Consider the following 12,059-nt stretch of genomic DNA (forward strand, 5'->3'; position numbering starts at 1 on the left):
CAAAGAATGCGAGGGTTTGTCTACATGCTGAGACTGCCGAGACTTCTCGGACAGTCTTTTTCACATGTTATTCATCTAAACCAATTGACACATACTTCGTTTCTAAATAAGGTTCGATGCCTTCGATGCCGCCTTCACGGCCAATACCGCTCTCTTTCATACCGCCGAAAGGTGCCTGCACAGCGGATGGTCCCCCGTCATTCCAGCCAATAATCCCGTAATCTAGATTCTCAGATATATAGAGGCCATTGCGGTAATTCTCTGTAAAGAAATAAGCCGCAAGTCCAAAAGGTGTATCGTTCGCTAATTCAATGGCTTCATCTAAAGTGCTAAATGTCGTAATTGGTGCAACTGGACCAAACGTCTCTTCATGCATAATGTTCATTGAAGGGTCGACATGAGTTAGCACCGTCGGCTGAACAAAATAATACGACTTCTCCTCGTCAAAATGGGTATCGCCGCCGACAAGAACTTCCGCCCCTTTATCCACGGCATCTTGAATTTGGTCGACAATTTTATCGAAGCCTCGCTTATTGATAATCGGTCCGATGGACGTGCCTTCTTCAAAACCATTTCCTACTTTCAGCTTTTCCACTTCTTTGCTGAAGCTTTGCGCAAATGCTTCATGAATTTCTTCATGGACGATTAAGCGATTGGCACAAACACACGTCTGGCCTGCATTACGGAATTTAGATGCCACTGCTTGTTTCACAGCCAATTCAAGGTTGGCGTCCTTATCTACGATCAGCGGGGCATGACCGCCAAGTTCCATAGAAACGTGTTTAACCGTGCTCGCACTGTTTTTGATGAGATGTTTTCCAACTGGTGTTGAGCCAGTAAACGTGATCTTGCGAATCAATGGACTATCTGTGAAAATTTCCCCCACTTCTTTTCCATCTCCAATCACCCATTGCAAGGCATCCTCTGGAATTCCGGCTTCATGGCCTAATTTCACAAGCTCAATGGCCGTAAGCGGCGTGTCTTCAGCAGGTTTCACGATAAACGTACAGCCCGCCGCAAGCGCTGGTGCCGCCTTCCTTGTAATCATCGCCGCAGGGAAATTCCATGGTGTAATGGCGGCAACAGGACCGACTGGCTGTTTTGTGACAAATAGGCGTTTGTTTGTCGTATGAGACGGGATCGTTCTGCCGTAAATCCGCTTTGCTTCCTCTGCGTACCACTCAATATATCCAGCGGCATAGACGATTTCCCCTAATGCTTCTTGATACGGCTTCCCGTTTTCTTCTGTGATGATTTTTGCAAGCCTTTCTTTATGCTCGATCATGAGATCAAACCATTTGCGAATGATATTTGCACGTTCATGGGCTGACGTTTTTGCCCATGTTTTGAATGCTTTGTGTGAGCGAGTGATCGCATCTTCAATCTGTTCTTTTGTATGCTGAGCAACTGAGGCAATTTCTTCTCCGGTTGCAGGATTATACACTTTGAGTTCGTTTGTCATGCTCTATCTTCTCCTTCGTTCTTGGATTCATTACATATAGTATATACCCAATGAGTGCCCAACCTAAAAGCAAAATCCATTCAGCTGGCCATGACAAGGAAGCCGGCATCCCTGGAAAATAAAATGAAAGAAAAAGGAGACTGAGTCCAATGGCAAAAACGCCGGTCGTCCGCCAATATTTAATGCGGTATGGACGCTCAAGCTCAGGTTCTGTCTTGCGAAGTCTCATAAAGGCAATGGACACAATCAAATACCCAACGATGATGCCCACACCCCCTGCATTGACAATCCACACGAGGGCAGGTCGGCCTAGTAATGGTGCAAAAAAGGCCAATGCACCTAAGAACAAAATGGCATTTGTCGGAGTTTTATACTTCGGATGAATATACGCAAACCATTTGGAAATCATGCCTCTTTCCGCCATTGCGTAGAGGATACGGCTTGCACCAATGATAAATGCATTCCAGCTTGTCACAATGCCTGCTACACCACCAATGACAAGCACAGTCCCAAACGCTTGATGACCAAGAAGCTGTACCATGGCATCTGCTGTTGCTAGTGATGAAGCCTCAAGCTGACCTTTTGACAATCCTGCCGCTACTCCAAAGACAATGAGTAGATAAAATACAACCGCACTCACAATGGAGATAATCAAAATTCTCCCAATGATTTTCTTCGGTGCGTTAATCTCCGCCGCTACCTGCGGGATGACATCAAACCCAACGAATAAAAAGGGAATCATCACTAACACAGCCATCAGACCGCCAACCCCGCCTTGAAACATCGGCTCAAGGTTTGCAAAATCTCCATTAAATGTAGCTCCGCCTAATAGAAGAAAACCTGTCAGGATAATGGCCACTGTGAACACCGATTGAAAAATGGCAGCAGGCTTTGCGCCAATGTAGTTCAGAGCTGTTAAAAACAGCGCACCACCTGATCCAATCAATACCCATGTAAAGTAAACATCCCATCCTCCTATATTCCATAGGAAACCAACATGCTGTGTTGGAATGACATAGTCAATGACTGTCGGAAGTGCGACCGCTTCAAACGTAATCACGGACACATAACCGAACAATACGCCCCATGCGGAGACAAACGCTGATTTGATCCCAAATGCCCGCTGGACAAAGACGAGTCCTCCGCCTGTTTCTGGAATCGCAGAGGAAAGCTCTGCATACGTTAGTCCAATAAAGATGACGAGAATGCCCCCTATGACAAAGGCAATCACACTTCCTAAAAATCCAGCTGTTAAAATCCAATCTCCCGAAAGTACAACCCAGCCCCAGCCAAGCATTGCACCAATGGATAAAAACAGTACGTCTGACTGCGACATGGTTTTAGCCATTTGTTGTTTTTGCATACAACCATCCCCCTTTGTTGTTTAGCGTGCTGTGAAGGCGTCTTCGATAATCCCTAGTCCTTCTTGCAGCAGCTCATCTGTGATGACAAGTGGTGTTAAAAAGCGAATAATATTCCCATTGATCCCTGCCGTTAATAAGAGTAGTCCTTGCTTGTTTGCATAAGCTGCAATCGTTGCGGCTGTCTTCTTATCTGGTGTACGCGTTTTTTGATCTTCCACAATTTCAATGGCCGCCATTGCCCCTAATCGCCGGACTTCCCCGATGAATGAATACTTACTTCTCCACTCATTCGCTTTGTCCTCAATGACTTGTCCAATGTGTTCAGATCGTTCATTCAGTTGTTCTGTTTCAATAATATCAAGTACAGCCAATGCCGCCACACAGCCTAATGGACTGCCAGCATACGTCCCCCCTAGCTCCCCTGGGTCCGCTGCATCAAGTAATTCTTTTCTGCCAACGACACCGCTCAGCGGCAGGCCAGCTGCAAGTGATTTTGACACAGTGATTAAGTCTGGCACCACATCGTAGTGTTCAATCGCAAAGTATTTCCCTGTTCTTGCGAATCCTGTTTGGATTTCATCTGCCACGAATACGATGCCATGCTGCTGACAGAATGAAGCGACGTGCTGGACAAAACGCTTCGATGGTACAATGAATCCGCCCTCCCCTTGGACTGGCTCCATCACCACACAAGCGACTGTTTCTGGTGCAACGGTTGCGACAAAGAATTGATTGAACTGATCAATGATGTATTCGTCGTAGGCTGCATCGCTTAATCCTTCAGGTTTTTGATAATAATAAGGATACGGCGCTTGATACACCTCTGACGCAAATGGGCCGAATCCAAATTTATAAGGCTTGACCTTGCTTGTCATGCTCATCGTCATATTCGTTCTTCCGTGGAACCCTCTTGTAAAAGAGACAACCGCTTGTCTTTTCGTATATTTACGGGCAATTTTCACTGCGTTTTCAACTGCTTCTGCACCTGAATTTAAGAAAATGGCTTTTTTGTCGTGGTCGCCTGGTGTGAGGTGGCATAGTTTTTCTGCCAATTCGATATAGGATTCGTACATCATGACATTAAATCCTGGGTGAATCAGGCTATCTGCCTGTGCTTTGACTGCTTCCACAACCTTTGGATGGGAGTGTCCTACATTTAATGTACCGATGGCGCCTGCAAAATCGATAAAACGATTGCCATCAATATCGAAAAGCTCGGCTCCCTTCCCTTTTGCTGCAAGATGACGGTTGCCATTACTTACGCCTCTTGCGACGTATTGATCTCTTTTCCCCTGCCATTCCTCTGTTGAAAAACGGTTTGTTGTCGTTTGACTCATTGTCATCCATCCCCTTTATGTCTTTTTTATTATTCTGAATATTTTTTGGTATGATAGAAAGTACCAATATCATTTTTTTCATGGTACCAGAGAGGATGGAATGACGAGATGCTGACAATTCAACTAGATCAAACAGGGGAAAACGGGTTTATTTATCATCAAATTTACACGAAAATTAAAGAGGAAATTTTAAACCGCAACCTGCAACCACACGATCAATTACCGTCTAAACGAGAGTTAGCAGATACTTTAAACGTCAGCGTCAATTCAGTGAATGGCGCCTATCAGCAGCTGCTTGCCGAGGGATATTTATATTCAGTTGAACGGAAAGGCTTTTTTGTGGAATCACTGGAAACATTTCATGAATCAGGTCAACTGAAACCCTCTTCCCTTCCAGCTGATTTAAAAGAGAATCCGATTGAGCGAGATGACTGGTATTCCTTTTCTCATATTTCTGTTGATACAGCCAATTTTCCTTTTAAAAGCTGGCTGAAAAGTGAGCAAAAAGCGATTCATCTCCACCAAGAAGCCTTTGGTGAGCTGCCGCACCCACAAGGCGTCTATGAACTACGGGAAACGATTGCCCGGCTGATTGGACTTGCACGAGGGGTCAAATGCTACCCCGAACAGCTCATTTTAAGTGCGGGTACACAGTCACTCATTCATTCATTATCTAGCATCCTTCCAGCTGATCAAATATATGGATTAGAAAACCCCGGCTATCGCAGACTGTATCAAATGCTGAAAAACAATCATCACCGGATTGAAACGATTGGCATTGATCGAAAAGGGGTGCGGATGAGCGATATTCAGAAGAAAGAGCCAAATGTCTTGATCATTACGCCTTCTCATCAGTTCCCAACAGGGGTGATCATGCCGATTTCCCGGCGGATACAGCTGTTAAACTGGGCGGCTGATCAGCCAGACCGCTATATCATTGAGGACGATTATGACAGTGAATTTAAGTACGGTACAGACAGCATACCGGCGCTGCAGAGCCTTGATCGCTATGACAAAGTCATTTATATGGGGACCTTTTCGAAATCATTGCTGCCCGGCTTGAGGATCAGCTACATGGTGCTGCCGCAGCATTTATTAAGACGCTATAAAGAAGAACAGCACTTTTTTATTCAAACGGCTAACCTTTTTACACAATACACCCTTCTTTATTTTATAAAAGATGGCGCCTATCAGCGGCATATTAAAAGAATGAATGGGCTATATGAGGAAAAACGAAAACAGCTCATTGGAGAGCTCGACACTGTCTTTCGTGACAACGTAAGGATTATCGGGGAAAATGCAGGGCTTCATTTTATCGCAGAGTTCCGTTCAAACCGCACGCAGCATGAGATTTTACAACGTGCCAAAGATCGAAAGCTAAAAATGTACGGGATGGACCGTTTTACCCTTGATGAGCATGTGCCTGGTCACAAAGAAGGCTTTGTCCCGCTCGTCCTCGGCTTTTCGCACATGCGGCCAGAGGATATTAAGCCAGCGGTGAAACGCCTGTATGACTCGATTTATGGGAAATGAAACAGCTCATGTAGATGAATCGTGGCGCTCCTTTGACGGGACTAAACCCATAGAGGAGTGTTACGATCACATTCTTTCATAAACGTAATAGTTGATGTGAATATTTTTTTCTAGCAATTTCACGAGTGTTTGAATGCTTTTTAAGTTGGTTGGAAGTAACGCAATACCATCTCCCTGTTCAACGATTTTGATCATTCCTTCAAACGAATCTAACTCAAATAGGGTTCGATCACCCAGCATACGTCTGGCCTCATGTCTTAATGGGCAAAGCTGATCACGATTCACGACCAATGAGATATCATCATCGTATATTTCTTTAGATTTTCCATACACGTTCAATGCCAAGCTCTTTACCTCTTTTAATTGATATTCCGCTTTTTCCATTTGATTAAAAGAAATAATTTGATCATACACATCCTCTGTTAACTTTTTGTTGATCGTATTTGATGAAGCAATGATAAAATCAGTGGCTTGAATATCCTCTAAAACTCGTTGCTCGTATAAAACGTTAAATAGAAGTTCAGAGCATAAAACGGTCTTTTTCTTTGAAGTCAATTTTTGTTGAATGTCCTTCGTTTCTTTTACGATTTTTTGAGCGTATTGATAAAATAAATCCCCCTGACCTGTTGAACTGATTCCATGATGATGCCGGATAAAAAATGTTGCATCATATAAAGTTTCAAGCGCTTTGATTCTTTGTGAAATATTGGATTGCGCATACCCTAAAGCTTTAGCCGCTTGATTAATCGATTCTTTTTGATACACCTCTATAAAAATAATCAAATCATTTATATTCATCATGATCACCTATCACTTTTTGTGATAACAATAACACAAATATGTATTATTCAACTGGTTTGAAGTCGATTATGATGGCTATTGAAAGGGAGTGTTTCTATGCATGCCATGCAATATCATGTGGATCTGCCTGCGGATTATGATATGAATATCATTAGAAAAAGAGTACTGAACAATGGATGGAAAACAGATGGATATCAGGATTTATTATTTAAAGCTTATTTGATCACTGAAAAAGACAAACATAGGAGTTTACACAATGGCTATTGCCCATTGTATATTTGGAAACAATCTGAGGGCATGACGGATTTTGTGTTTAAGGGGTCATTTGATCAGATTTTACGTTCTTTTGGCTGGAAACAAATCAATATTGGCATCACGTATTCCGTTCATTTAACAGATGATTTTCATCGTAGCACATTCGTTCTTGAAGAGTATGTGACGATTCATCCTACTGATTGTCTGGAAAACCTAGATATCGCTCATCTCTTTTCCCATTTTAACGACAATAAGGGTGAAGTCATCGTATATAACCCCGATAAATGGAAATGCGTCAAATATTCTTTTCTAGACTCATTGCCAGTGAATATAGAGAAGCAAATTCACACTTATGAGATTATCCATCTGTCTATGGATCATTCAATGGCCTAATTCCCTTTTACACGAGACGCATCACAAATCCCCAAGGTCACAATGCCTTGGGGATTTGTCATTTATTGATGCAAAATTCTCTTACCACCGCTCCTTGTCTACAGCTAATACGGATGACAAGAGGCCTGGAAAAGCGGTATCAATGTCGTCCTTTCTGAGAGAGTAGTAACGGTGCTTCCCGTCAATTCTCACTTTCACGATGCCTGCTTCTCTTAGTACTTTAAAGTGATGCGACAGTGTGGACTTGGCAATGTTCATATGATACGTACCGCATGTTCTCTCACCCGCTTCTGCTAAGCAGCGGACAATCTCCAGCCGAACAGGGTCAGCCAATGCTTGCAGCACAGAAATGAGTCTCATGTTTTCTTGGGTTGGATGATTTGGATTATTCATACGATAAATGTATCGTATTTTGTTCTAACATACAATCTCGTTACTCGCCTATGACATTGTAACGCGACAACCTTTGGAAACGACTATGACTCATAGACACTATTTTGAAGGGAAGAACCTTATTTGACACGTACAATATGGACTTGCTTATTCATGCTCTTATTGGCAACGAGCTTATGCGCCTGCCAATCTGTTCAGCAATTTGAGTCAAAACCACCTAGTGCAGAAGAGTTATTAGCTCTCGATCCACAGGCAGATTTATTTCAATGGGAAGAAACGATCTATGAAACAAACATAGATTGGACAAAATCATTAAATGTAACAAAACATCAGCAAGTAGGTGTCATTCAGAGAACAGCTACCACACATTTTGAACATGGAACAGCTTCTCGGTTGAAAAAAGGAACACCTATTTACTCTGTCAAGGAGCGAGAAGACCTTTTAATCGCCGAACGTAACGGACAAATCCACATATATGCCGCACATGCGGAAGGATAAAATACCTGTCATCAGATAGGTATTTTTTTAAGTTCATTTTCTTGTCATGTGCCATTGGTTTTGTTATCATAGCAAAAGTGACCACTCGGTTTCCATTGTGACCATATGGTTTTGCCGATTCGGAAAGGACTTATGAAGATGAACGAAAAGCAAGAAGAGATTTTGCGGGTATCGAAGAAATTATTTTCTCAAAAAGGCTATATGAGTGTCTCCATGCAGTCAATTGCTGATGCCTGTAAAATATCAAAAGCGTCTATTTATAAACTGTTTGATTCAAAGGAAGCTCTTCTATTGGAACTGATTAAATACAATCAGCGCAAAATGAGAGAGATTTCTCAGATCATTCATTCCGAAACGACGCTGTCCAAAAAGGAAAAATTCACAAAAAAGATTAAGCTTGAGCTTGAAGAGTTTAAAGAGAATCATAAATTTTTGAATATGCTGTCCTTTGAAGCTTTTTCACAGCATTCGCCCATCGTCATTAAGCATTTACGTGAGACACGCTCCATTATCATGCAGCGGCACAGAGACATCATTTTAAGCACATATGGTGAATCTGTTGCGCCTTATGTGTGGGATCTTGTGATTGTCCTCAACGGATTAATGAGAGAATTCATCTTGATGTTGGCGATTGAGCACAAGAACATCCAATTAGAAAATGCCGCCGAAATGATCATCGGTGTGATGGACCGTGTATCAATAAAGCCTTGCTCCATTGAGCCTGTGCTAACAGATCAGCTGATGGACTCTTATTTGCTTTCCACACAGGAAGAATATGATGAAGAAAAGCTTGTCATCTCGTACTTAACAAAAATAAAACAAGAGCTTCACACACTATCAAACGGAGAAGAAAAGGACGATCTCCTCTCTGCGTTTGAGCTGCTGAGTCAAGAACTGTCAAAGGACCAACCGAGAACCTTTTTAATCAGCTCATTGCTTGATTATTTAGGCAAACACAGCGTTTTATCTCAAAACGTGTCACAGCTGAAAAGCATTATTTTATAGATAAAGAAGGGATAATATGAACCAATCAACAACATCGTATAACCGGTCTGTGATTGTTGGGATTTTCCTCGTTGGGGCGTTCGTTGCGATCTTAAACCAAACGCTTCTCATTCCAGCGATCCCGCATATCATGGAAGAGTTCAATATTGATGTCAGTAAAGGCCAATGGCTGACCACAGCCTTTATGCTGACAAACGGGATTCTCATCCCAATTACGGCCTTTTTAATTGAGAAATTTTCAAGCCGTTCCTTAGTCTTAACGGCTCTTAGCATTTTTACAGCAGGTACCATTCTTGCTTCGTTCGCCACGAATTTCCCGGTGCTACTTGCAGCACGTATCGTGCAGGCAGCTGGCGCAGGGATTTTGATGCCGCTCATGCAAACGATCTTTTTAACCATTTTCCCAAAAGAAAAACGCGGGCAAGCCATGGGTATGGTCGGACTAGTGATTTCATTCGCACCGGCGCTTGGACCAACACTTGGCGGCTGGATTGTCGATTCCTTTAGCTGGAAGTTCTTATTCTATATTGTTCTTCCAATCGGTATTATTGATCTCATTCTTGCTTTCTTCTTAATGAAAAATGTCACACAGCAAAGAGACACTCGTATCGATGTCTTATCGGTGATCCTGTCTTCCTTCGGATTTGGCGGACTGCTGTACGGATTTTCAAGTGTCGGAACGTATGGCTGGACGAGTGCGACCGTTCTGATTTCACTCATTGTCGGTGCTGTGAGCTTGTTCTTCTTTATCCTGCGTCAGTCGAATTTGAAAAGACCGATGCTTGAGTTTGGCGTCTTTAAGTTTGCGATCTTTAGCTTAACGACCTTCCTCGGTATGCTCGTCTTTGCTTTACTGATTGGAACAGAGACGATTCTGCCGCTCTATACGCAGAATGTCAGAGGGTTATCTGCCCTTGATACAGGGCTGATCTTATTGCCAGGGGCTCTCTTTATGGGGTTCCTATCACCAATTATCGGACGAATTTTTGACAAAGTAGGCGGTAAAGGGCTGGCTCTAGGCGGGTTTACGATATTAGCTGTCACTTCCCTGCCATTTATGATGCTGAACCTTGATTCATCGATTACCCTCATTACAGTGGCCTACACGCTCCGCTTAATCGGGGTTGGGATGATCATGATGCCGCTGACAACAGCAGGTATTAACTCGTTACCACCGCATTTGATTCCGCACGGGACAGCAATGAATAATACGATGAGACAAATGGGCGGCTCTATCGGGACGGCTGTGCTTGTCTCCATTATGAGCAGCTCTGCTGCCAATGCAGCATTATCCGATCCAATGAAGTCAGCCGTTCATGGTATGAATACGTCATTTATCGTGTCTGGTGCTATTGCGGTCATTGGACTCGTTCTCTCGTTCTTCTTAAAAGAAAAACGTAAAAACAAAGTGATGAAGCAGGAGCTATCTTCTTCGTCCTCTTCTTCATAAAGACAAAGAGCTCGGCATATCGCCGGCTCTTTTTTCATCTATTCACACATAACGTCCTCCCCAAAAATACATTTGTTCATTCAGAGAAGAAAAACCTTGATAATTTGAAGAAAAGAGTTGATAATAGAAACTATTCAATTTGTGAGAAAATTTTTACTATAGGAGATGTATGCATTGAAGGTCGTTAAATTTGGTGGCAGTTCTCTTGCTTCTGGCAAGCAGCTGCAAAAGGTATTTGACATTGTCACAGCAGATCCAGCTCGAAAAGCAGTCGTTGTTTCCGCACCAGGAAAACGGCATTCAACGGATACGAAGGTCACCGATCTATTAATTAGTTGCGGTGAACAATATTTACGTTTAGGTGAAGCAAACGATTTACAAGAAGCTGTCATCGAGCGATATGCCTCGATTGCGGATGAGCTGGGATTAGGTCAAGACATTATTGACACCATCCGGCAAGATGTAAACACGTTATTACAGGCTGATTCTTCTCATCCTGAGCGTTATCTTGATGCGATTAAAGCAAGCGGTGAAGATAATAACGCAAAGCTGATTGCAGCCTACTTTCAGCATCAAGGCGTCGAAGCGCACTATGTGAATCCAAAAGAAGCCGGTCTATTTGTCAGCGACGAGCCTGGTCAAGCGCAAGTCCTTCCAGAATCGTATGATCATTTGTACAAATTAAGAGAACGCTCTGGCATTATTGTGTTCCCTGGCTTTTTCGGTTTTAGTCTAGCGGGTGATATCGTCACTTTTTCCCGTAGTGGATCAGACATTACCGGTTCCATTTTGGCAAATGGACTGAAGGCAGATGTGTATGAAAACTTTACGGATGTGGATGCAGTCTACGCCGTCAATCCAACGATCGTTCATGAACCAAAGGAAATCACAGAGCTGACTTATCGTGAAATGCGTGAATTGTCCTATGCGGGTTTTTCTGTATTTCATGATGAGGCACTTATTCCAGCCTTTCGGGCAGGCATTCCTGTTCAGATTAAGAACACCAATAATCCAACGGCCAAAGGCACAAAAATTGTAAATCAACGGGATCATACGAATGGCCCTGTTGTGGGAATCGCGTCAGACAATGGATTTTGCAGTATTTATATCTCTAAGTATTTGATGAACCGAGAAGTGGGCTTTGGACGTAAGGTGTTGCAAACGTTAGAGGAATATGGACTTACGTATGAACACGTGCCTTCTGGCATTGATGATATGACCATTATTTTAAGGCAGGATCAGCTGGAGGAGCAACAGATTGAACAAGAGCTTTTAGACCGATTAAAGCTTGTGCTTGATGCAGATGAAGTGGTTTTAGAGCGGAACCTCTCGCTTATTATGGTCGTAGGAGAAGCGATGCGTCATAATGTTGGTACAACAGCAAGAGCGGCAAAAGCACTGTCAAAAGCCAAAGTGAATATTGAAATGATCAACCAAGGCTCTTCAGAGGTGAGCATGATGTTTGGCGTCAAAGCGGCTCAAGAAAAAGAAGCCGTTCAAGCCTTATATGAGGAATTTTTCTCTATGTCCACGGTGCCTGTCTCCATTTAATCAGCAGACTGTCAGAT

The 12,059-nt window shown here is 42.9% G+C and carries 11 protein-coding genes; 6 read left to right on the top strand and 5 right to left on the bottom strand.

Annotation, left to right across the window (positions count from 1 at the left end; translation table 11 throughout):
- Positions 1 to 67 precede the first annotated feature (67 nt).
- Genes MHH23_RS19215 through gabT form a run of 3 tightly spaced genes read right to left on the bottom strand, consistent with a single transcriptional unit; the run spans position 68 to position 4,163 of the window.
- Complete coding sequence (locus MHH23_RS19215) at positions 68 to 1,462, bottom strand: NAD-dependent succinate-semialdehyde dehydrogenase (RefSeq protein ID WP_203144100.1); 1,395 nt, start codon at positions 1,460 to 1,462, stop codon at positions 68 to 70.
- A complete protein-coding gene (locus MHH23_RS19220) occupies positions 1,437 to 2,825 on the bottom strand; it encodes an APC family permease (protein ID WP_039166214.1) in 1,389 nt (462 codons plus the stop codon). Before MHH23_RS19220 ends, MHH23_RS19215 begins: the two co-directional genes overlap by 26 nt.
- Before the next feature lie 21 nt (positions 2,826 to 2,846).
- Positions 2,847 to 4,163 carry a 4-aminobutyrate--2-oxoglutarate transaminase gene (gene gabT / locus MHH23_RS19225; RefSeq protein WP_340960080.1) on the bottom strand — a complete coding sequence of 439 codons (1,317 nt, stop codon included), beginning with the start codon at positions 4,161 to 4,163 and terminating at the stop codon, positions 2,847 to 2,849.
- 108 nt (positions 4,164 to 4,271) lie between these two features.
- Between gabT and gabR the strand changes: the two genes are divergently transcribed.
- Positions 4,272 to 5,696 (top strand): MocR-like transcriptional regulator GabR, encoded by a 1,425-nt coding sequence (gabR, locus tag MHH23_RS19230; RefSeq protein ID WP_159145403.1) that lies wholly within the window; start codon positions 4,272 to 4,274, stop codon positions 5,694 to 5,696.
- A gap of 66 nt (positions 5,697 to 5,762) precedes the next feature.
- On the opposite strand, the gene MHH23_RS19235 is transcribed toward gabR, so the two are convergent.
- Positions 5,763 to 6,497, bottom strand: coding sequence for a LysR family transcriptional regulator (locus MHH23_RS19235; protein WP_340960081.1), 735 nt, complete (start codon positions 6,495 to 6,497; stop codon positions 5,763 to 5,765).
- A gap of 96 nt (positions 6,498 to 6,593) precedes the next feature.
- Between MHH23_RS19235 and MHH23_RS19240 the strand changes: the two genes are divergently transcribed.
- Positions 6,594 to 7,145, top strand: coding sequence for a DUF4865 family protein (locus MHH23_RS19240; RefSeq protein ID WP_212361743.1), 552 nt, complete (start codon positions 6,594 to 6,596; stop codon positions 7,143 to 7,145).
- An 81-nt stretch (positions 7,146 to 7,226) separates the two neighbouring features.
- On the opposite strand, the gene MHH23_RS19245 is transcribed toward MHH23_RS19240, so the two are convergent.
- The gene (locus MHH23_RS19245) at positions 7,227 to 7,538 is read right to left on the bottom strand and encodes an ArsR/SmtB family transcription factor (protein ID WP_007498144.1); all 312 of its coding nucleotides are present in this window, start codon (positions 7,536 to 7,538) and stop codon (positions 7,227 to 7,229) included.
- A 123-nt stretch (positions 7,539 to 7,661) separates the two neighbouring features.
- Here MHH23_RS19245 and MHH23_RS19250 point away from each other — a divergent pair, with 123 nt between their 5' ends.
- The 4 genes from MHH23_RS19250 (at position 7,662) to MHH23_RS19265 (ending at position 12,042) form a co-directional block, all read left to right on the top strand.
- Positions 7,662 to 8,036: a hypothetical protein gene (locus MHH23_RS19250; RefSeq protein ID WP_340960083.1), complete on the top strand. Its 375-nt coding sequence runs from the start codon at positions 7,662 to 7,664 to the stop codon at positions 8,034 to 8,036.
- A gap of 138 nt (positions 8,037 to 8,174) precedes the next feature.
- Positions 8,175 to 9,041 (top strand): TetR/AcrR family transcriptional regulator, encoded by an 867-nt coding sequence (locus tag MHH23_RS19255; RefSeq protein ID WP_008347242.1) that lies wholly within the window; start codon positions 8,175 to 8,177, stop codon positions 9,039 to 9,041.
- A gap of 16 nt (positions 9,042 to 9,057) precedes the next feature.
- Entirely contained in the window at positions 9,058 to 10,491 is a 1,434-nt protein-coding gene (locus tag MHH23_RS19260) for an MDR family MFS transporter (RefSeq protein ID WP_327855070.1), read from the top strand.
- A 174-nt stretch (positions 10,492 to 10,665) separates the two neighbouring features.
- Positions 10,666 to 12,042, top strand: a complete 1,377-nt coding sequence (locus tag MHH23_RS19265) for an aspartate kinase (protein WP_224562804.1) — start codon at positions 10,666 to 10,668, stop codon at positions 12,040 to 12,042.
- Positions 12,043 to 12,059: the final 17 nt, after the last annotated feature.

It is taken from the genome of Bacillus sp. FSL K6-3458 (assembly GCF_038005045.1).
Classification (GTDB): Bacteria; Bacillota; Bacilli; order Bacillales; family Bacillaceae; genus Bacillus; species Bacillus altitudinis.